This window comes from Vibrio sp. ABH4_348 (assembly GCF_056159765.1).
Genome location: NZ_JBSWVW010000001.1, coordinates 889,732 through 911,036 on the forward strand (window position 1 = coordinate 889,732; position 21,305 = coordinate 911,036).

The 21,305-nt window shown below is 44.1% G+C and carries 20 protein-coding genes and 1 riboswitch; of the genes, 9 read left to right on the forward strand and 11 right to left on the reverse strand.

Features of this window, described 5'->3' with window-relative positions; all coding sequences use genetic code 11:
* Nucleotides 1–141: 141 nt before the first annotated feature.
* Complete coding sequence (gene serS / locus ACXAFJ_RS04110) at nucleotides 142–1,449, forward strand: serine--tRNA ligase (RefSeq protein WP_475321612.1); 1,308 nt, start codon at nucleotides 142–144, stop codon at nucleotides 1,447–1,449.
* A 62-nt stretch (nucleotides 1,450–1,511) separates the two neighbouring features.
* On the opposite strand, the gene ACXAFJ_RS04115 is transcribed toward serS, so the two are convergent.
* From ACXAFJ_RS04115 to ACXAFJ_RS04130, 4 genes are read right to left on the reverse strand one after another with little or no spacing between them, the layout of a single operon-like run.
* The gene (locus ACXAFJ_RS04115; protein WP_475324054.1) at nucleotides 1,512–1,994 is read right to left on the reverse strand and encodes a YchJ family metal-binding protein; all 483 of its coding nucleotides are present in this window, start codon (nucleotides 1,992–1,994) and stop codon (nucleotides 1,512–1,514) included.
* A 12-nt stretch (nucleotides 1,995–2,006) separates the two neighbouring features.
* Entirely contained in the window at nucleotides 2,007–3,215 is a 1,209-nt protein-coding gene (locus ACXAFJ_RS04120) for an EAL and HDOD domain-containing protein (protein ID WP_475321614.1), read from the reverse strand.
* A gap of 59 nt (nucleotides 3,216–3,274) precedes the next feature.
* Nucleotides 3,275–4,018 (reverse strand): UDP-2,3-diacylglucosamine diphosphatase, encoded by a 744-nt coding sequence (gene lpxH / locus ACXAFJ_RS04125; RefSeq protein WP_475321615.1) that lies wholly within the window; start codon nucleotides 4,016–4,018, stop codon nucleotides 3,275–3,277.
* Nucleotides 4,019–4,063: 45 nt separating this feature from the next.
* The gene (locus ACXAFJ_RS04130) at nucleotides 4,064–4,555 is read right to left on the reverse strand and encodes a peptidylprolyl isomerase (RefSeq protein WP_475321617.1); all 492 of its coding nucleotides are present in this window, start codon (nucleotides 4,553–4,555) and stop codon (nucleotides 4,064–4,066) included.
* Nucleotides 4,556–4,737: 182 nt separating this feature from the next.
* Here ACXAFJ_RS04130 and cysS point away from each other — a divergent pair, with 182 nt between their 5' ends.
* Together cysS and ACXAFJ_RS04140 are read left to right on the forward strand one after the other, a co-directional pair.
* A complete protein-coding gene (gene cysS / locus ACXAFJ_RS04135) occupies nucleotides 4,738–6,117 on the forward strand; it encodes a cysteine--tRNA ligase (protein WP_475321618.1) in 1,380 nt (459 codons plus the stop codon).
* Between the two features lie 77 nt (nucleotides 6,118–6,194).
* A complete protein-coding gene (locus ACXAFJ_RS04140) occupies nucleotides 6,195–6,773 on the forward strand; it encodes a thymidine kinase (protein ID WP_475321619.1) in 579 nt (192 codons plus the stop codon).
* A gap of 72 nt (nucleotides 6,774–6,845) precedes the next feature.
* Here the strand turns inward: ACXAFJ_RS04140 and infA are convergent, their stop codons facing one another.
* From infA to aat, 3 genes are all read right to left on the reverse strand, one after another.
* Nucleotides 6,846–7,064 (reverse strand): translation initiation factor IF-1, encoded by a 219-nt coding sequence (infA, locus tag ACXAFJ_RS04145; RefSeq protein WP_001040192.1) that lies wholly within the window; start codon nucleotides 7,062–7,064, stop codon nucleotides 6,846–6,848.
* Between the two features lie 78 nt (nucleotides 7,065–7,142).
* Nucleotides 7,143–7,844 carry an arginyltransferase gene (locus ACXAFJ_RS04150; protein WP_475321620.1) on the reverse strand — a complete coding sequence of 234 codons (702 nt, stop codon included), beginning with the start codon at nucleotides 7,842–7,844 and terminating at the stop codon, nucleotides 7,143–7,145.
* Nucleotides 7,841–8,548 carry a leucyl/phenylalanyl-tRNA--protein transferase gene (gene aat, locus ACXAFJ_RS04155; protein WP_475324055.1) on the reverse strand — a complete coding sequence of 236 codons (708 nt, stop codon included), beginning with the start codon at nucleotides 8,546–8,548 and terminating at the stop codon, nucleotides 7,841–7,843. The genes ACXAFJ_RS04150 and aat overlap by 4 nt, the downstream gene beginning before the upstream one ends.
* 189 nt (nucleotides 8,549–8,737) lie before the next feature.
* Here aat and aroA point away from each other — a divergent pair, with 189 nt between their 5' ends.
* On the forward strand, nucleotides 8,738–10,018 hold the full coding sequence (gene aroA, locus ACXAFJ_RS04160; RefSeq protein WP_475321622.1) for a 3-phosphoshikimate 1-carboxyvinyltransferase: 1,281 nt from the start codon (nucleotides 8,738–8,740) through the stop codon (nucleotides 10,016–10,018).
* A gap of 55 nt (nucleotides 10,019–10,073) precedes the next feature.
* Here aroA and ACXAFJ_RS04165 read toward each other — a convergent pair whose 3' ends face one another.
* Complete coding sequence (locus tag ACXAFJ_RS04165; protein WP_475321623.1) at nucleotides 10,074–10,334, reverse strand: DUF2498 family protein; 261 nt, start codon at nucleotides 10,332–10,334, stop codon at nucleotides 10,074–10,076.
* Nucleotides 10,335–10,730: 396 nt separating this feature from the next.
* On the opposite strand from ACXAFJ_RS04165, the gene topA reads away from it, so the two are divergent.
* The 5 genes from topA to ACXAFJ_RS04190 all read left to right on the forward strand — a co-directional run bounded on the left by topA (nucleotide 10,731) and on the right by ACXAFJ_RS04190 (nucleotide 19,211).
* On the forward strand, nucleotides 10,731–13,367 hold the full coding sequence (gene topA, locus ACXAFJ_RS04170) for a type I DNA topoisomerase (protein ID WP_475321624.1): 2,637 nt from the start codon (nucleotides 10,731–10,733) through the stop codon (nucleotides 13,365–13,367).
* A 392-nt stretch (nucleotides 13,368–13,759) separates the two neighbouring features.
* Nucleotides 13,760–15,274 (forward strand): nucleotidyl cyclase domain-containing protein, encoded by a 1,515-nt coding sequence (locus ACXAFJ_RS04175; protein ID WP_475321626.1) that lies wholly within the window; start codon nucleotides 13,760–13,762, stop codon nucleotides 15,272–15,274.
* Between the two features lie 277 nt (nucleotides 15,275–15,551).
* Nucleotides 15,552–16,769 (forward strand): glucose-1-phosphate adenylyltransferase, encoded by a 1,218-nt coding sequence (gene glgC / locus ACXAFJ_RS04180; protein WP_475321627.1) that lies wholly within the window; start codon nucleotides 15,552–15,554, stop codon nucleotides 16,767–16,769.
* Nucleotides 16,759–18,216, forward strand: a complete 1,458-nt coding sequence (gene glgA, locus ACXAFJ_RS04185) for a glycogen synthase GlgA (protein ID WP_475321629.1) — start codon at nucleotides 16,759–16,761, stop codon at nucleotides 18,214–18,216. The genes glgC and glgA overlap by 11 nt, the downstream gene beginning before the upstream one ends.
* 170 nt (nucleotides 18,217–18,386) lie before the next feature.
* Nucleotides 18,387–19,211, forward strand: a complete 825-nt coding sequence (locus ACXAFJ_RS04190) for an alpha/beta fold hydrolase (RefSeq protein WP_475321630.1) — start codon at nucleotides 18,387–18,389, stop codon at nucleotides 19,209–19,211.
* Nucleotides 19,212–19,228: 17 nt separating this feature from the next.
* Here the strand turns inward: ACXAFJ_RS04190 and ACXAFJ_RS04195 are convergent, their stop codons facing one another.
* The 3 genes from ACXAFJ_RS04195 to ACXAFJ_RS04205 form a co-directional block, all read right to left on the reverse strand.
* Entirely contained in the window at nucleotides 19,229–19,540 is a 312-nt protein-coding gene (locus ACXAFJ_RS04195) for a putative signal transducing protein (RefSeq protein WP_475321632.1), read from the reverse strand.
* 10 nt (nucleotides 19,541–19,550) lie between these two features.
* A complete protein-coding gene (locus ACXAFJ_RS04200) occupies nucleotides 19,551–20,225 on the reverse strand; it encodes a TVP38/TMEM64 family protein (RefSeq protein WP_475321633.1) in 675 nt (224 codons plus the stop codon).
* 195 nt (nucleotides 20,226–20,420) lie between these two features.
* The gene (locus ACXAFJ_RS04205; protein ID WP_475321635.1) at nucleotides 20,421–21,011 is read right to left on the reverse strand and encodes a TfoX/Sxy family DNA transformation protein; all 591 of its coding nucleotides are present in this window, start codon (nucleotides 21,009–21,011) and stop codon (nucleotides 20,421–20,423) included.
* A gap of 104 nt (nucleotides 21,012–21,115) precedes the next feature.
* Nucleotides 21,116–21,231, reverse strand: a riboswitch (cyclic di-GMP riboswitch).
* Nucleotides 21,232–21,305: the final 74 nt, after the last annotated feature.

Consider the following 21,305-nt stretch of genomic DNA (forward strand, 5'->3'; position numbering starts at 1 on the left):
TTCGTTATCTTTGTCCGGTTCACCATAGAGCTACCTGATTTGACTTATCAGCTGCTCACGCGAACAACAGAATGTTTAGTTCGCTCTGTCGTTTGAACACAACACCTTTTGAAATCATTTAATGGAAGCATAGGATTAACAATGCTGGATTCTAAATTACTTCGCACAGAGCTGCATGAAACAGCAGCTAAATTGGCACGTCGCGGCTTTACGCTTGACGTGGAGGCCATAGCTAAACTGGAAGAACTGCGTAAGTCCATCCAAGTAGAAGTTGAAAATTTACAGTCCAGTCGCAACTCCATTTCGAAGCAAATCGGTCAAAAAATGGCGGCCGGTGACAAAGCTGGTGCCGAAGAAATTAAAAAGCAAATTGGTACATTAGGTGCTGATTTGGATGCCAAAAAAGCGGAATTGGTTGAGATTCAAAAGCAGTTAGAAGCGATTACACTGTCTGTTCCTAACTTGCCGCATGACGACGTACCAAACGGCAAAGACGAAAACGAAAACGTCGAAGTATCGCGTTGGGGCCAGCCTGCAACTTATGATTTTGAAGTCAAAGATCACGTTGACTTAGGCGAGCTTGGTGATGGCCTTGATTTTGCGAGCGCGACCAAAATTACGGGTGCGCGTTTCATTGTAATGCGTGGCCAGTTTGCTCGTCTGCACCGAGCTATCGCTCAGTTCATGTTGGACTTGCATACTGATGAGCACGGCTACACCGAAATGTACGTTCCTTACTTGGTTAATTCAGATAGCTTGTACGGTACTGGCCAACTGCCGAAGTTTGGTGAGGACTTGTTCCACACTGAACCATTGACAGAAAAAGTTAACGACGAAGAACCGCGTAAATTGTCATTGATTCCTACCGCGGAAGTACCACTCACTAACTTGGTGCGTGACACGATTACTGACGAAGCGGATCTGCCAATCAAAATGACGGCGCATACTCCGTGTTTCCGTTCTGAAGCCGGTTCTTACGGACGTGATACGCGTGGTCTGATTCGTATGCACCAATTTGACAAAGTTGAGTTGGTACAAATTGTTAAACCTGAAGATTCAATGCAAGCGCTAGAAGACCTGACCGGTCATGCTGAAAAGGTGCTGCAACTTCTTGAGCTGCCTTACCGCAAAGTGGTGCTGTGTACTGGTGATATGGGCTTTAGTGCAACTAAAACTTACGATTTGGAAGTCTGGGTTCCGGCGCAAGAAACTTACCGCGAAATTTCATCTTGCTCCAACGTGGGTGATTTCCAAGCTCGTCGTATGCAAGCGCGTTTTCGCCGTAAAGGAGAAAAGAAGCCGGAATTGCTTCATACACTAAATGGTTCTGGTCTTGCAGTAGGGCGCACTATGGTTGCTATCTTGGAAAACAATCAAGAAGCAGATGGCCGAATTCGCATCCCAGCTGTTTTGCAAAAATACATGGGTAATCAAACCCATATCGGTTGATTATCTCAATAATAAAAAAACCGACCACTCAGGTCGGTTTTTTGTTTTTTGCGCATTAAACACTATTTCCCACAGCACTTTTTGTACTTCTTGCCACTTCGACATGGGCATACGTCGTTGCGGTTGACCTTAACGACTCCAGAGTCTTGCAGCGAATCAGGAAAGGTACCGTCAATGTAGTACCAAGCGCCATTTTCTTTTAAAAATCGCGAACGTTCCGCTAACGTGATTAGTTTGTCTTGTTCAAGAAATTGTGCTCTGAAGGTTACATAGCCCTCGTTTTGAGACTCTTGGTATTCGGTGTTTAGTACTTCCAACGCTACCCAGTTTGAATGCACCGAGTCAGCGATTCCTTGCCTTTGCTGTTCCGCTTGGCAGCTAGGGTGGTAGGTTTCCACCACAAAATCTACCAGTTTTAGGACGTGTGCACTGTAACGGGCTCGCATTATCTGCTCGGGTTGAGTGGCGATGGAAAAATCTTGGTGTATTGGCTCACAACACATCTCATAGCTGTGTTGGCTTTCACATGGACATAACATAATGATTGAGGATTAGTTTTACTGATTAAATAGGTCTGCGGCCCAAGCGACAGAATCGTTATAGCTTTGATAAAGAACCGAGCTATCCAGTTTAAGTTCTTCACACAATGATTGAACCGTTACCCATTCGGCTTGCTCATAAGCCTTGGTCAACCTCAATAAACTGCCCAGTTCTCCTTCGCCTTGAAGAATCGCAGCTTTCACCTCTTCTTCTATCGGAATGGACTCTAGAAGGCTATCAATAGGTTGGTCTAACAAACTGTCTAATAGAGAGAACATGCCAGTCAAAAACGCGGCCCCAGGTTCCAGAGACGAGTTGAGATGATTAAACAGCAGTTCGCAGTATCTTGCTCTTTGTATGGCCAGATTGTACAGATATTCGGGCTTGTCATCTTGAGTTGAAGCGACCGCAATAAGTGAAACAAATTTGCGTAGCTTCTCTTCCCCTAAATAGACCAATGCTTGTTTGAACGAACGTATCTTGGTGCTTACCATGGCCGATGAATTGACCGAAGCGAGCAGCTTGTAGGACAAGCTTACGTCTGTGCTAATCAAAGATTCGATTTGGCTATAGTCAATTTCAGAGCGTGCAATCTCTTTACAAAGTTGAATGACAGTCAATACAGAAGGTTGCAAAGACGCATGCTCTAACATTTCAGGCTTTGCGAAAAAATAGCCTTGGAAATATTCAAATCCAACGGCTTTTGCGGCTTCAAACTCTTCGTGCGTCTCAACTTTTTCTGCCAAAAACTTAATAGGCGTACCAGAAAGTTTTTCGATTAAGATCTTTGCTTTTTCAATGGGGACGATCTGGATGTCAAACTTGATAATTGAAATGTATGGAAAGAACCGCTTCCATTCGGGAGACGGAACAAAATCGTCCAGCGCAAATTGGTAACCCGCTGCAGCCATCTCTTTGATGGCGCTATAAAGCTCATCCGTAGGATTACAATCTTCTAAAATCTCAATGATCAGGTTATCCGACGGAAAAAGGGTTGGAACACGATTGACCAAGCTTTGATAAGGAAAATTAACAAAGCCAAGGCGTTTTCCTAGCGTATTGTAATGAGTCGACAAAAAGTGGTCAGAGAGCAAACGGCTGGTTGCCAGCTCGGGCTCAATCGCTGGAAAGGTATTCTTTGGACCATCGCGAAACAGCAGCTCATAACCTATGGTTTTTTTCTCTTCATCAAGAATGGGTTGGCGCGCGATATAGGCGTATTTCAACTTAGTTCTCTCGTTTCCAGTGATTAAGGGCTCTATGACCTTTTTAAGTATAGTTTACTTTATTCAGCCAATTGGCGAGTCGTAAAAGGCTTGTTTTTTAGTGAACTGTTGTTTTGGTCAAAGAAAAGAATCGAACCTTGAGAATACCAGTCCCCTAAAACAATTCGTTGTCTTTGATCAGAACTATAGTCCCACGAATGGATCTTGGGACGATGAGTATGACCGTGTATCATTAATGATACATTGTGCTGGTCCATGACTTGGTCGACTTCAGACGGAGTAACGTCCATGATGGTCATGGCCTTAGTGGCTTTTTCGCTCCGAGTTTGATTTTGCACTTTGGCTACTAAGCGACGCTTAATGCTTAGCGGTAGACGGCGGTATAACCACTGTAGCCAAGGTTTATGGACGGTTTTCCGAAATTTTAGATATCCTTGATCTTCCGTGCACAAAGTATCTCCGTGCAAAACAACCGCTTTTTGTCCGTACAAATCAATCACGGTTTCGTCACCTAATAGGCTCATTCCTGTGTCGCGAATAAACTTAGGGCCGACTAGGAAATCACGATTGCCTTTGACAAAAAAACAAGGCACTCCAGTATCGGTATACGCTTTTAAGATTGAACGAATATGATTCGCAAACTCGGTGTCATCGTCGTCTCCAACCCAAAAGTCGAACAAATCACCAAGAATATAAAGCGCATCTGCTTGTTTGGCTTCGGTTTTTAGGAAGTGCTCAAAACAGGAAGTAATTTCCGGAGTGTGTTCCGATAAGTGAAGGTCTGCAACAAATAATGTGGTCATAAAAACTAAAAAGGGCGTTTAAACGCCCTTTGTCACTAATTTGAATTAAGAAATAGTCGTGCCAGTAATGATCACATCGTCTAGCGGTACGTCTTGGTGCATACCGTAAGAGCCTGTGCTTACTGCTTTGATTTTGTTGACCACATCCATGCCTTCGACAACTTCCGCGAACACGCAGTAACCCCAACCATCAAGAGACTCAGAACGGAAGTCCAAGAAAGTGTTGTCATTTACGTTGATGAAGAATTGTGAGCTAGCTGAGTGCGGTTCCATGGTACGAGCCATTGCTAAAGTACCGACCTTGTTGCTCAGACCATTGTTTGCTTCATTTTTGATTGGGGCGCGAGTTTGCTTCTCTTTCAAGCCTGACTCCATGCCACCACCTTGAACCATAAAGCCGTCAATCACACGGTGAAATAGGGTGTTATCGTAAAAGCCTTCTTGGCAGTATTGAAGAAAGTTTGCTGATGTTTCAGGTGCTTTTTCTTCGTTAAGTTGAACCTTGATGTCACCAAAATTTGTGTGAAGGGTGATCATGACCGTTTCCTATGTTTAAAAGAGTCAAAATGAAGGCTTGATTCTACCCTAAGTTAGAGACAGACCCAAACCGGAATCAGTGAAGTACAGAATCCAATTGATTCGATATTGTGAATGACTTGCGCACCAGTCCATTGATATACTGCGTGCTTTAGTTTTATCAACCAAAATAGAAAGAGATCATGCTTAAGATTTATAACACTCTCACCAAACAAAAAGAGGTATTTAAACCCATTCATGCGAACAAAGTTGGCATGTACGTTTGTGGAGTCACCATCTATGATCTCTGTCATATCGGCCATGGTCGTACTTTTGTGTCTTTTGATGTGGTTTCTCGTTACCTTCGCTATTCGGGTTACGACTTAACGTTTGTTCGCAACATTACCGATATCGATGACAAAATCATTAAACGTGCGGCCGAAAACAACGAAACTTGTGACGCGTTGACTGAGCGCCTTATCGCTGAAATGCACGCTGACTTTGATGCGTTAAACATGAAACGCCCAGACGTTGAGCCTCGTGCAACCGAGTTCATTCAAGAAATCATTGATATGGTTCAGCGCCTAATTGAGCGTGGTTTTGCTTATGTCGCGGACAACGGTGACGTGATGTTTGAAGTGAACAAGTACGACAACTACGGCTGCCTGTCCAAGCAAGATTTGGATCAGCTACAAGCGGGTGCTCGTGTTGGTATCGAGCAAAGCAAACGCAACGCGTTGGATTTTGTATTGTGGAAGATGTCTAAGCCCGGTGAGCCGAAATGGGAGTCACCTTGGGGAGAAGGCCGTCCAGGCTGGCATATTGAATGTTCAGCAATGAACTCGTCGATTCTGGGTGATCACTTTGATATTCACGGTGGTGGTTCTGACCTTCAGTTCCCACATCACGAAAATGAAATCGCTCAGTCATGCTGTGCGCACGACACTCAATATGTGAACACTTGGATGCACAGTGGCATGGTCATGGTTGATAAAGAAAAGATGTCCAAGTCACTTGGTAATTTCTTTACTATTCGCGACGTATTGCAACATTACGATGCAGAAACGGTGCGTTATTTCTTGATGTCTGGTCATTACCGCAGTCAACTGAACTACAGCGAAGAAAACTTGAATCAAGCCAGAGCCGGTCTTGAGCGCTTGTACACCTCTCTACGCGGTTTGGACCTAACGGTTGAGCCAAATGGTGGCGAAGAGTATGTGTCTCGTTTTGAAGCGGCAATGAACGACGACTTTAATACGCCTGAAGCCTATTCAGTGTTGTTTGACATCGCTCGTGAAGTAAACCGTTTGAAAGCGGAAGATGTTCAACAAGCGAGTTCGCTTGGCGCAGTACTTAAAAAACTGGCGGATGTGATTGGTATTCTTCATCAAGATCCAGAATCTTTCCTGCAGGGCGACAGCGATAACGATGAAGTGGCGGAAATCGAAGCGCTAATAAAACTACGCAATGATTCACGTGCATCGAAAGACTGGGCTAATGCTGACATGGCGCGAGACAAGTTGAACGAGATGGGTATCGTTCTAGAAGATGGGCCAGAAGGCACGACTTGGCGTCGTAAGTAAGATTTATATTTTGGGGGTGCAATCGCGCCCCTTTCTATTTATATGCTCTGCTAATAATTCAAGACTAGGATCATTCAGTGGCACAACTATATTTTTATTACTCAGCAATGAATGCGGGTAAGTCGACAACATTGTTGCAATCATCGTTTAACTATCAAGAACGCGGAATGAACCCGGTGATTTTTACCGCGGCACTGGATGATCGTTACGGAGTCGGGAAGGTCAGTTCTCGCATCGGGTTAAGCTCGGAAGCACATCTTTTCGACGGTAATACCGACATGTTATCCAGTATTAAAACGTTGCATGAACAAGAGCAACTGCATTGTGTATTAATTGATGAATGCCAGTTTTTGACTAAACAACAGGTCAATCAGTTAACCGATGTGGTTGATAAGCTGAGAATTCCTGTTTTGTGTTACGGGTTGCGTACCGACTTTCAAGGCGAGCTTTTTGAAGGAAGCCAGTATTTACTTGCTTGGGCGGATAAGTTGATCGAGCTAAAAACCGTGTGTCACTGCGGCAGAAAAGCCAACCGAGTCATTCGGACCGATGAAAATGGCAATGCTATTGCGGATGGCGACCAAGTGGCAATTGGTGGTAATGACAGGTATGTATCTGTATGCCGAATGCACTACAAAGAAGCGCTTGGACTGTAAGGCTGCAGCCTAACTGAGATTAATAAACACAAAAAACGGAGCCTTGGCTCCGTTTTCTTTTAAGCGACAAGATTAACGTGCGCGGAAGACGATGCGTCCTTTTGATAGATCGTATGGAGTCATCTCAACAGTTACTTTGTCACCAGTCAGGATGCGGATGTAGTTTTTACGCATTTTACCTGAAATGTGAGCAGTAACTACGTGACCATTTTCTAGCTCAACGCGAAACATAGTGTTTGGTAGAGTATCAAGGACCGTGCCTTGCATCTCAATTACGTCTTCTTTAGCCATTTATTCCTCTGTCAAAAGTGGTTCTCAACGAAATTCAAACGGTGACTTCACTGAGATGAAAACAATTTGGGCGGTATTCTAACCTCGCCAAAGCTGATTTACTAGCCTTTGATGGCGATGGAAGCGGGTTTTATAATTCATTGCTGGGCATTCGTCAATTTGATAGCCCAAATAAAGCCATTGTTTATTCGTGTCTTGGCATAACTGGATTTGCATCAACACGGCAATGGTGCCCAGAGAGAGGGGGTGAGTCGGGTCAAAAAAACTGTAAAAGGCGCTGGCTGAATTGGACAGTATGTCAGTAATCGCTATCGCAATTAGTGTGTCTTGATCATCGTAGATGTGTAAAAAGCCAGACTGCATCCATGAGCAATAGGCAAATTGTTCAAATTCATCTCGATTTGGCGGGTACATACTTCCGCCTTTATGTCGTGCGCAAATGTATGGTTCGTATAGTTGGTACCAACTACTATCCAGCTCGTTTTTTAATTCGTAGCGAAACCCGGCCGCTTTGTTCAATAAACGCTTTTGACTGCGAGTCGGGGTGAAATCAGGAATAGACAATCTCAACGCTTCACAAGATTGACAAGTTTCACAATGGGGTCGATATACGGCATCGCCACTGCGACGAAAGCCATTGGCCAATAGGACTTCATAATCGTCAGCGTTATGTAAATTACCGTCGAGTGCAACGGCGACTCGTTCTTGCTGCTGTGGCAAATAACTGCATGCATGATTTGATGTCAAACCTATGCGAATTTGTTGAATGTCCGAGCTCATGGCGTCCTTAGTTCTTGTGGTTCAAAGCAGCCCGATAGGAGATAGGCCTGTTTTAAGGATAGCAGTGAATCAAGAAAGTCAGCGCGCGGTAGTTCGATTGCGCCAAGTGAAGCTAGATGAGGGTTCATTACTTGCGCATCAATTAATTGCCCATGGTGTTGCTGAAAGTGGTGACAAAAATGCCAAAAGCCAATTTTAGAGGCATTGTCCGCCAAGCTAAACATGGATTCGCCGCAAAATACCTGCCCAACATTTATCCCGTATAGCCCACCGACTAATTGTTGATTCGACCACACCTCTACCGAATGGCAAATGCCTTGCTCGGCAAGCGCTTTATAAGCGTGTTTCATTTCTGGATGCAGCCATGTTTCATCGGCACTTCGCGTGCTAGAACACAAATCGATAACCCTGTCGGTTGCTTTGTTGATGGTCACCTGATAACCGTGCTTCCTGTGGAATTTTTTGAGGCTTTTGGCAGGCTGGTATTCATTGGGTTTAAATACCGCTCTCGGCGCGGGGCTCCACCAGAGCAAAGGTTCGTTCGGACCATACCAAGGAAAAATACCCTTTTGATAGGCCTGGACCAGCCGTTGTGGATCCAGATCGCCACCAATAGCAAGTAATCCATTAGGGTCATCGAGCGCATCAAATGGAGAAGGAAACCAAGTCAGGTCATCATTTAGTTCGGAAAGATAGATAGTCATGGTCTTAAAAACGGACAAGAACACATAGGTTTTGGCTAGTGTCTGATACAGCGCGTCGTTTTTCCAGTTCAAATTTTGTGATTAAGCCTATTAGGCGGTAGCCAGCTTTAAGTTTTTTAGTTAGTCTGCAAACACGAACAATTGGAGATCACCGCAAAGGAAATGCGGGTGAAGGAATCGTAATTTTTAATGGAAAGCCTAACGTTAAACCCGATCAGTAAAGTTAACGGGGAGGTAAACCTACCCGGATCCAAAAGTGTGTCGAACCGAGCCTTGTTGCTAGCAGCTTTGGCTAAAGGAACGACTCGCCTCACCAATTTGCTTGATAGTGACGATATTCGTCATATGCTCAATGCGTTATCAACACTCGGTGTCAGCTATACCTTGTCTGAAAACAATACCGTGTGTGAAGTGCAAGGTCTTGGTGGCGCATTCGATGTGAAAGGTAGCCACGAGCTTTTTCTCGGCAATGCGGGAACCGCAATGCGCCCGTTGGCGGCAGCGCTCTGTCTTGGTCAAGGTGAGTTCGTATTGACCGGAGAGCCGCGCATGAAAGAAAGGCCGATTGGCCATTTGGTTGACGCCTTGCTCGAAGCACAAGCAGATATTGAATACTTGGAAAACCCAGGCTATCCACCTTTGAAGATCAAAGGCACAGGATTAGCGGGCGGTACCGTTTCTATCGATGGTTCAATTTCGAGCCAGTTCTTGACGGCTTTTTTGATGGCGGCACCACTTGCCAAAGGTGACACTAAGATAGTGATACAAGGCGAGTTAGTTTCAAAGCCATATATTGATATCACTCTTCATATCATGCAGCAATTTGGTGTGTCGGTGGCAAATAACCACTATCAAGAGTTCGTAATTAAAGGTAATCAGAGCTACACCGCTCCAGGTGATTTCTTAGTTGAAGGCGATGCGTCTTCTGCTTCGTATTTCCTTGCCGCCGCCGCAATCAAAGGTGGTGAGATTAAAGTTACCGGCATTGGGAAAAACAGTATCCAAGGTGACACGCAATTCGCTTTTGCGCTCGAAAAAATGGGCGCTGAAATCGAATGGGGTGACGATTTTGTGCTGGCTCGATCAGGCACACTGACAGCCGTTGACATGGACTTTAATCATATCCCAGACGCCGCGATGACCATTGCTACTACGGCATTGTTTGCTCAGGGTACCACTGCAATTCGCAACGTTTACAATTGGCGTGTTAAAGAAACGGATCGTCTAAGCGCGATGGCAACCGAGTTACGCAAAGTTGGGGCGATAGTGGATGAAGGTGAAGATTACATTACCATCACTCCACCTGAATCATTAACTCATGCTGCGATTGATACTTATGATGATCACCGCATGGCGATGTGTTTTTCTCTTGTGGCGCTGAGTGATACGCCAGTAACAATTAACGATCCCAAATGCACTTCCAAAACCTTCCCGGATTATTTCGACAAGTTAGCGTCACTATCAAGCTAGGTTTGGAACAAAATTCCAAAAGGCCCGTCAGGGCCTTTTTTGTGCTTGTAAAAAGTTATTCGCCGGACAAAGTAAACTTGGGTGAAAGTTCATGCGCTAACCACTTGTATAGGTTAAAAGCAGTTGGGCTGTGTTCGGTTGGCAATCCGTTGGCATCTAAAAAACATTCACCTTTAAAGACCAACACATCGTCTTGTTCAAAGACGCTCGAAACTCGAACTCCTTCTCGATAATCAGAGTGCTCTTGCAATAAATGGTTGGCAATCAATACCAACTCAAATTCGTTAATCTGTTGTTTTTCAGCTTGTTGTTGCATAAAGGTTGAGTGCTAGATGAGAATTGGACTCAGTATAGGTGTGGCTTGTTCAACTCTTTTGTGACCCAAGACAAAAATTCGTTTACTAAACTAAGGTTTTTATCAAAGTGACGTTTAGTATGGCAGCGTTTTCAAATTTGAGTGGTGTGGCAAAACTACAGAAGCAAGCCTCGGTAACCGTTACAGCTGGTTTTGACAATTGACATGAGTTCACTAGCAATGACGTTTTCACCCACTCAATAAGGTTGAATTTCATTGTTGAATTGTCGAGCAGTTAATACTCATTTGAAAAAAAGATATTGATCTTCTGATTATCTAGCTCGATATTAAAAAAAGAAGCGTATTTTGGGATGTTTGATTGAACAACATCCGTTATTAAGGGCATTTGAGTCAAATATGGGCAAATCTCTCGTTATTGTCGAGTCGCCGGCCAAGGCTAAAACGATCAACAAGTATCTGGGTAAAGACTTTATTGTTAAATCCAGTGTTGGACACGTTCGCGATCTTCCGACTGCCGGTCAAAGTACTGGTCAAAAAGCAGCTGCGGTCTCGACTAAAGGTTTATCTCCTGAAGAAAAAGCAAAAATAAAAAAAGAGAAAGACCGTAAAGCTCTAATCAAAAAGATGGGTATTAACCCCTTTAAAGATTGGGAAGCAAACTATCAGATTCTACCCGGCAAAGAAAAAGTCGTTGCAGAGTTGCAAAAACTAGCAGAAAACGCGGATAACGTTTATCTCGCAACCGATTTGGATAGAGAGGGAGAGGCCATCGCATGGCACTTGAGAGAAATCATTGGTGGTGATGATTCTCGATACAAGCGCGTGGTCTTTAACGAAATAACAAAAAATGCGATTCAACAAGCTTTCCAGTCACCGGGTGAGTTAAGCATGCCTGGTGTGAATGCCCAACAAGCCAGACGCTTCCTAGACCGTGTGGTCGGTTTTATGGTTTCGCCACTTTTGTGGAAGAAAGTAGCTCGTGGATTGTCGGCTGGCCGTGTTCAATCGGTAGCTGTAAAGTTGTTAGTTGAAAAAGAGCGCGAGATTAACGCGTTTGTACCGGAAGAATACTGGGACATCCACGCTCAAACTACAACAGCCTCCAAAGAGTCACTGCGCCTTCTGGTAGCCCAAAAAGACGGTAAAGCATTCAAACCAACCAATGAAGAACAAGCTCAGTCGGCGGTGTCAGTATTAGAATCCGCTAAGCTTGAGGTTTGTAAGCGAGAAGATCGCCCAACCAGCAGCAAGCCGTCTGCACCTTTCATTACATCGACACTGCAACAAGCCGCCAGTACGCGATTGGGTTATGGTGTTAAAAAGACAATGATGTTGGCGCAGCGCTTGTACGAAGCAGGTTACATTACCTATATGCGTACCGACTCAACAAACTTGAGTGCAGAGGCAGTAACCACGGTAAGAGACTTCATTCAAAGCGAATATGGCGATGCGTATTTGCCGGAAAAAGCCAAGCTATACGGTAGCAAAGAGGGTGCGCAAGAGGCGCACGAGGCGATTCGCCCTTCCGATGTATCGGTTAAAACTGACGATCTTCAAGGCATGGAAGCGGATGCTCACAAGCTTTATTCGTTAATCTGGAACCAGTTTGTTGCTTGTCAAATGACACCAGCTAAATACGACTCAACGACGTTGAGTGTTAAAGCTGCTGAATACACTCTCAAAGCAAAAGGCCGAGTGCTGAAGTTTGATGGTTGGACTCGAGTTCAGCGTCCGCTTGGTAAGAACGAAGACCAGCTACTGCCCTCAGTAGAAGTGGGTGAAGCCATTTCTTTGGAATCCTTAGAGCCAAAACAGCACTTTACTAAACCACCAGCGCGCTTTACCGAAGCGGCCTTGGTTAAAGAGCTGGAGAAGCGTGGTATTGGCCGACCGTCGACCTATGCGTCAATTATTTCGACTATTCAAGACCGAGGCTATGTCCGAGTTGAGCAACGTCGATTCTATGCAGAGAAGATGGGTGAAATTGTTACCGATCGCCTCGATGCTAGCTTTAATGATTTGATGAATTATGACTTTACCGCGCGCATGGAAGAAAAACTCGACCAGATTGCCGACGGTCAGGTAGATTGGAAAACGGTTTTAGACAATTTCTTTGGTGATTTTACTGGCCATTTAGCTACGGCAGAGCTTGATGCCGAAGAAGGCGGAATGGCGCCAAATCACATTGTCATGACTGATATTGAATGTCCAACTTGTTCTCGTCCTATGGGTATTCGTACTGCGTCAACGGGCGTCTTCTTAGGTTGTTCAGGTTATGCGTTGCCACCTAAAGAGCGTTGTAAAACAACGATGAATTTGGGTGACGAGGAAGGCATCGTAAATGTCCTTGAAGAAGACGTAGAAACGGCGGCACTTCGAGCTAAGAGACGTTGTGATAAATGTGGTACTGCGATGGACGCATACCTCATTGATGACAAGCGCAAAATTCACGTGTGTGGTAACAATCCAAATTGTGATGGCTATGAAGTCGAATTTGGCGAGTTCAAGGTCAAAGGCTATGACGGGCCAGTTGTTGAATGTGACAAGTGCGGCTCTGACATGGTGTTGAAGAATGGACGCTTTGGAAAGTACATGGATTGCACCAGCGAGACATGTAAAAACACTCGAAAAATTCTTAAAAATGGCGAAGTTGCACCACCAAAAGAAGATCCAGTGCACTTGCCAGAGCTACCATGCGAAAACTCTGACGCGTACTTCGTGCTTCGAGACGGCGCATCCGGTCTGTTCTTGGCTGCCAGTACTTTCCCTAAATCAAGAGAGACTCGCGCGCCATCTGTGGAAGAGTTAGTTCGGTTTAAAGATAGAATTTCACCAAAGTTCCACTTCTTGACGGACGCTCCTGTTAAAGACCCTGATGGTCGACCAGCCGTAGTACGTTTTAGTCGTAAGACAAAAGAAAACTACGTGAGAACTGAAGAAAACGGCAAACCAAGTGGTTGGACGGCATTGTATGTGGACGGAAAGTGGGAAGTCACAGACAAACGCAAGAAGCCGAGCACGAAAAAGAAATAATCAAATCCAATTAGAGCGACCCAATCGGGTCGCTTTTTTGTCACTGGATTTTCTTAATTTTTTCATATTGTTACTGCGTAGTCTGATCCAACTCGGACTTTCTGTCTTTGCTTGCTAATTCAATAACGTATACATGGACTTTGAAGCAATATCACGCCAACATAGCAGCAAGTAATTGGGTCTACAGGACTTAATCAATTTCAAGGTCAGGTAGATCTGTTGCGAATGCACTGGATTGACCAAGCAAACCGCAATTTTACTCTAGTTAAAAGACAGCTCTCTCGATGCGCAAACACTCCTTCACCCTTTTGATTTTATTGGCAGTTAGTGCTCTTTTTTCTGGGGTCACCTATTTAGGGTCTCAGTATTACTTATCGCACATTGTGAAGACTATGATGTGGAATTACGGCGAAATGGCATCTCAATACGATGTCATCGAGTCGCTTAAAACGATTGAAGAAGAAATTGAAAAGGTTGAAAAGTTAGCAAACCATCCAAATGTGACGGGATGGTCAAGACAGCCTGGTGATTCCGTGTATCAGCAGGCAGCGCATCTGACACTCGAAACGGTGCGTCCTCAACTGAGTTCGGAGAACTATTTTATCGTTTTGGATAGAAACTTCGGATACTACTTCAGCTCGCCAGAATCTTTGTTTGTCAAAGGGCAAACTCATTATCACGTGGAACCATCTAACCCCGAAGATGCTTGGTATTTTGAGCAGCGCAGCTCCGGTTTACCATTTGCACTTAACGTTGGTTACGACGAAGCGTTAGACGTTACTAAGCTTTGGATTAATTACTCAATTATAGATGACGGTGAATTTCTCGGTTTGATTGGCACTGGAGCAGATGTCACCCCGTTTATCGATCGTTTACTGCAAAGGCAGTTACCCGGTATCAGCACGGTTTTTGTCGATCACAATCTCAATGTTCAGTTAGGTGCCGATGCGCTGTCGATTAACAATGTCGGTGTAACAAGCCGAGACAAGATAAAGCTGCGCCACTATTTTTCTACCGAGGCTGACTATGTGGCGGTTGAGCAGGCAATGCTCAAGCAAGCCAAGCTAGGTGAAACTAGTGCAATTTTGGTTAACGAAAACAACAAACCTGCGTTGGCATCTGTTCGCTTTATCAAATCTTTGAATTGGTATCAGGTCACGTTTGTGGATGTGGCAGAGATGGTACCAAGTAAGCTGCTGGTGAATTTAAAGTGGACTTTTATCGTTGCTAGTGCCGGCTTATTTTTGGTGCTGTTCCTCTATGTGTATTTGTATCATATCAGGCCGGTTAACGAGTTGGTTTCCCATGTGCAGATCAAAGCTGATCGCAGACGCTCATTAGAGGTCGATGGTTTGAGTTGGTTATCTACCACCATAGATGGCTTGGTCAGAGACATCGATAGACTAGAATACAAAATTCAACTGGATGCGGAAAGGAAGCCATTCCCTATTAAGGAGACCATACTTGAAGATCCATTGACTGGTTTGGTCAATCGGCAAGGTCTGGTGAGAGAACTCAAAACAGAATTGGCCAGAAATGCACGCTATCACTTCCCGATGGGTTTAATCCATCTCGAGCTCATTCCCGGTTCGAACAGAGAACTCACTCCGGAGTTGGTTAAACAGACTAGTAACGTAATTCTAAAGGCTATTCGTGGTTACGACACTGCCTCACGGTGGAAAGAGAATGCATTTTGTATCTTTGTCCGTTACAACGAACACGAAACCTTACCTGCAATTTTGCGTCGACTAGAATCAGAGACGTTTTCGCAACAGGCCCATGTCTCTATCGTAGGTGTTGCGATTGAACACAACAGTCAACTAGATGTAGTGATCGAGGATTTAGAGCGTGCGGCCTACCAGTCAAGAACAAGCCTAAAGTCACCAGAACCGGTACCGGAATCCTAAATACACACCAATGCAATCGTGATTAAGCAATTTTCGGCTAACAAAACTATCTGTGTTATTAGCCACTTATGTGACTGTCGACAAACTAACAATATTCCATTCAGTAAAAAGGCGAATTCATTAAAATTACACTGTACTCCTAGCCCAAAAACTGCTTAATTTATAGTCGCTTGATGAAAAAATGAGACTTTCGCTTGCTGCTCTCTTCATCAAACAATAAATAAAAATAGTGACTCAGAAGGATGTCGAGTCAACAAAAACATTAAGGAGTACTTTAATGGCTGGTGTACTAGGTATGATCCTCGCCGGGGGGGAGGGGTCGCGCCTAAGACCTCTCACGTCTATTCGCAGTAAACCTGCGGTTCCATTTGGTGGTAGTTATCGCCTCATAGATTTTGCATTAAACAATTTTGTTAACGCAGACATGATGAGGATATACGTTCTAACCCAATTCAAATCTCAATCCTTATTCCATCACTTAAAAAAGGGCTGGAATATTAATGGTATTACTGATCGATTTATCGATCCGATTCCCGCGCAAATGCGAACTGGTAAGCGTTGGTATGAAGGTACTGCAGATGCCATATACCAAAATTTGAGATTTATGGAGTTGGCAGAACCCGACCAAGTTTGCATATTTGGCTCTGACCATATCTATAAAATGGATATTCGCCAGATGCTTGATTTCCACAAGCAAAATCAGGCCGCACTTACGGTTTCCGCTATTCGTGTGCCTATCGAAGAAGCGCATCAGTTTGGGGTGATTGAAGTGGATACAGATCACCGCATGATAGGATTTCAGGAAAAGCCTGAAAAACCCAAGTCGATACCCAATGATCCAAGACACGCGTTAGTGTCTATGGGTAATTATATTTTCGAAGCAGATAGTCTGTTCCGTGAACTGATTGAAGATGCCGATAACCCAGATTCAAGCCATGATTTTGGTAAGGATATCATTCCTCACATGTTCCCAAACGGAGACGTGTTTGTTTATGACTTCGGAAAAAACAAGATAGAAGGTGAAACGGATACGGTCTATTGGCGAGATGTAGGGACCATAGATTCTTATTGGCAAGCGCACATGGATCTACTCAAAGCAGATGCACCTTTTTCTCTTTATAACCGAAATTGGTCTTTACACACTTATCACCCTCCGTTACCACCAGCAACTTTTAAAGATGCGACAAATGAGCGAGTACAAATCATTAATAGTTTGGTGTCTAATGGTAGTTTTGTACGAGGCTCAAGGATTGAAAACTCGGTTTTGGGCTTTCGGTCAAATGTCGACGCTTCCTGTAATATCCAAGACAGTATCTTTTTAGGTGATGTCAAAATAGGGCGCGGTTGTACCTTAAACAAAGTCATTTTAGATAAAGATGTTGAAATAGCACCGGGCACAAAAATTGGTGTAGATACCGAGGCGGACAAAGCCATGTATCATGTTTCTGAAAATGGTGTGGTGGTTATTCCGAAAGGGGCAAAAGTTGGTTACTGATTGTTTTAGTGTGTTGTTTGTTGCGTCCGAAGTCGATGGTTTGATTAAAAGTGGTGGGTTGGCTGATGTAGCACGTTCACTACCTCAAGCGCTTAACTCTGCTGGGCACGACGTCAGAATTTGTTTGCCGTACTACCAAGCGATTCAATGTGAGAGTAAGCGACTGGTTATTGAAACTCAGCTTGAGGCCTGGCCATTCACCAGCTACAAAGTTTGGTTTACTGAGTTAGGTAATACACAGGTCTATCTCATCGAGTGCCCCCAATATTTTGACCGTCCCGAAATGTATGCCGAAAAAAATATCGCCTATGCCGATAATGGCGAGAGGTTCGCTTTTTTTTCTGCGGCAAGTCTAGATATGCTGCCTAAAATCGACTTTCGCCCATCGGTGATTCACGCAAATGATTGGCACACAGGATTAATCCCTTATTTTCTTAAGGAGCGCTACCGCAGTCACAACTTCTACTCATCAATACGGACAGTGTTGACTATCCATAACGCGGTTTTTAAAGGTGTGTTTGGATATGAGCAGCTGGAGTGTATCCCCGAATTTAAACAAAAACGGGTACCTGAGGCTGCAATTTCTGCGGATAGCCTGTCATTTCTCAAAGCTGGAGTGATGACAGCAGACAAAATCAATGCAGTGAGTCCATCGTATGCACGGGAGTTAACCAGTGATTTGGGCAGTCACGGAATGGGCAAAGAATTCCAACAACGCTCCGCTGACCTTACCGGTATTTTGAATGGTTGTGACTATTCTACTTGGCATCCTGAGCACGATTCTTACTTGGCCCAAGCTTACAATCATGATTTGGTGAGCTTTCGATTGGGTAAAAAAGTGAATAAGCGAGCTCTGCGAGCGGAAGTGGGATTACCGCAGACACAGGTTCCATTGTTTGGCATGGTATGTCGCTTAACCAATCAAAAAGGGCTGCATTACCTTATTCCAATTCTAGAGCCGTTTCTGCGCCATCAGGTTCAGGTCATCATAGTTGGCACTGGCGACCCGGTGATTGCCAGTCAGCTGCGACAACTGGCTGAACGTTTCCCGAAATCATTGCAGTTTATTGAAGCTTATGACGAAAGATTGGCTCATTTAGTGGAAGCAGGTAGTGACTTCTTTCTAATGCCTTCTGAGTTTGAGCCTTGTGGTCTAAATCAAATATACAGCTTGGCGTATGGTACGACCCCAATTGTCAGAGCGGTAGGGGGGCTCAAAGATACCGTGTCTGACTATTTTGGGGATGCTGATAATGGAACTGGATTTTCGTTCGAAGAGCCGAGTCCACAAGCCTTGTTGTTAACATTGCTCAGAGTGACACTACTCTTTGAACAAGAGCATGAAAATATTGAACAGATACAAAGGCGTGGAATGACACAAGATTTTAGCTGGGAACAATCCGCCCTACAGTATACGAACTTGTATAGCAGTGCCCTTAGCGGATAGTCGATAACAAGAGCGGTGACGGTCTTTAGTAGAACGTTGCCGATTCTTGATGACTGGGATGAACTTTAAACTTTGGCCTTGGCTGACAAGCGTCAATACTTGTTGAACCTCGCTTCTTGAAGCAACTTGGGTATATACTTGAACTAAGATTTAGTTCGCAGAGAGTTGTTGTGAGCACCGCAAACCCTTCATTACTTTTTCATCGCACCTATACACACCCACAAAGCCAAGAGTGGGTGGTTTTTATACATGGTGCTGGTGGTAGCTCGTCTATTTGGTTTAAACAGCTTAAAGCGTATAAAGAACGTTTTAATGTGCTCTTGGTTGATCTGAGAGGACATGGCAAATCGAATCAACTGCTTGCTGATTTGATGCAAAATCGCTACACATTTAAAACCGTATCCGATGATATCTTGCAGGTTCTCGACTATTTAAAAATCACTCGAGCTCATTTTGTTGGTATGTCTTTAGGGACCATCATTGTTAGAAATTTAGCGGAAATCGCACCACAACGTGTTAAGACTATGGTGTTGGGTGGTGCGGTTACGCGGTTAGATATTCGTTCTCAATTTTTGGCGCATGTCGGAAACTTAGGTAAGCACATCATTCCATACATGTGGTTGTATCGATTGTTCGCTTTCATCGTCATGCCGCAAAAAAATCAACGTGAGTCTCGACACCTCTTTATTCGCGAAGCCAAAAAGCTGTGCCAGAAAGAATTTAAACGTTGGTTTTCTATGGCGTTTGATGTCAATCCATTGATGCGGTATTTCAGAGAAAAACCTATCGCCATTCCGACACTCTATGTCATGGGAGATCGCGATTATATGTTTCTTACCCCGGTGCGTGACATGGTGAACCGACACCAAATGAGTGAGTTATACGAAATTACTGACTGTGGCCATGTCTGTAATGTTGAGAAGCCTGAAGAATTTAACCAACAGAGCATCGCGTTTATCGACCGAAATACAAGGAAAACAGACCTAACGATTTGATGACTGCAAACTACCCATCAGCTAGCCGCTTTACCGCATTGCCAGCAAAAATCAAACGCCCCATCATTGTCTTCCAAGCACTTGGCACATTTCCATGATGGTCGATGTTTCGCCGATTCATATTCACTAATGAGCTTAAGAGCGTGTTGTTGATCTGATAACCGTTCAATCACGACAGTGACCGCAGTATCTTCAGAGATCGGTACTTCACCATAAATACTACTAATACCATCACCACGAACCTGGCAGTCAATACCTGCAGATTGAAGTAAGCCTTGCACAATGTAGCACTCGGTGGGGAAGGTGCTCGAGAATACTTTTAAATCCATACAAGACAAATTAATTGGCTTGTGGGCGAAGCTTGTCCATAACCCATTTACTTAAAATCGGGAAAACGCCCAAAAGTACAAAAGAGGCGATAACCGCTGGAGAGACAATACCGGACAACGAATCGATTTGCGCGAGTTGAGTGCCCGCATTGAGGTATACCGCAGTGCCAGGCAACATACCAAGCTGACTAACCAAATAGAACTTAGATGTCTTAATTGGCGTTAATCCCATCAGCAAGTTAATCGCGAAAAACGGAAAGACAGGAATAAGACGCAATGAAAACAGGTAAAAGCTACCATCTTTTTCGATACCTTGATTAATGGTTTCCAGCTTAGAGCCGAAGCGATTTTGCACCCAATCGCGCAGTAGATAACGACTGCTCCAAAACGCAATCGTTGCGCCAATGGTACTGGCAAAAGAAACCAAAACAAGACTAGAGGTAAAGCCAAAAAGAGCCGCGCCTAATAATGTGACAACTGCTGCTCCAGGAATCGAAAGCGCTGTAATTAAAATGTAGACGGTGAAGTAGATAGCCGCAGACTGCCAGAAGTTGTTCTGGATGGTTTGGCTAAAATCCTGATGGTATTGCTTGGCATTTTCCAACGTAAACAAATGGCCAAACTGTGTTGATAACACGACAATGGCAATGACTAGCAATAAAGCGACGATCAGTTTTTTATTCATAGTTCTCTCAAACAACTTACATAACACACGCTGGCTTGAACTTACTTTACAAGTAGCTCTTATCTAACCATAAAATAAGACCGAAAATCCTCAAGAAAAATTCTGTTTAATTTTCATAGTTTCACTCTATTTGCCGTGAAAACAAAAAGACCACCGATTGGTGGTCTTCAACAAAGAATACTTAAGTCATGGGACTTAGTTGACTTGATGACTGAGTTCGTCGCGTCGTTCTTGCGGTATAACAGACCAGTGTTGCCCCAATATGGCACCTTCTAGGGCCCACAGCAGTTCGACACTGACCTCCGAGGAGTGAGTCTCTTGAATTGAGCGAAACGCCTCTACAGACCCAGCGTTTTCGAGCTGTTCTACCGTTTCAATTCCCGCTTTTTTCAGCATTCTTTCAGTCGCTAAACGCAAATTAGGGAGGTCTTTAAGACGGTTTGGTTTGGCTTGTTTCTGCTCTTGCTTTTCCTGGCGGGCTGATTCCAATGCCTCTTTAGCGACAACCAGCAGTTGCTCTTCAGAATCAAGCCATTGCTGAGGGACTGCAAAGTACTTAGTGACCACAGGGAATCCACGTTTTTTGTACACGTACGGTTCCAGATCAAGTTGTTTAAATTGCTTGGTAGTTGAATTATCTGCTCGAATATGGAGTTTATTGTTAACGACAAGTGCAAACATAACTTCGTTTACAAAAATGCCAAATCCACCGAACATTGAACGAGACTTAACAGTTCCAAACTGTTCGAATAGTCTCATTGAGTCTTTGAGTATTGGTTTATCCATGCTGTAGTTTCTCGGTTCTAGCTATGCCACCAATCAGGTCCGAGAGATTAGCAAATCGATGCAAAATGAATGTCAACTGGATGTAAACAATCTGCATTTTTACCATCGGCAACCCCGCTACCTTTCTATGTTGAAGACACATACTGCAGTCATACTTCTTCACAGATTCAGGCCGGAAGCTTTGCGTCCCATCCTTTCGAATGGTTTGCCCTGTGCGTGGCGGAAATCAGTGATTAAAGGATAAAATAAAATTTTGGGTAATTATCACACTACCGTGATGCATTTGTGATTGCA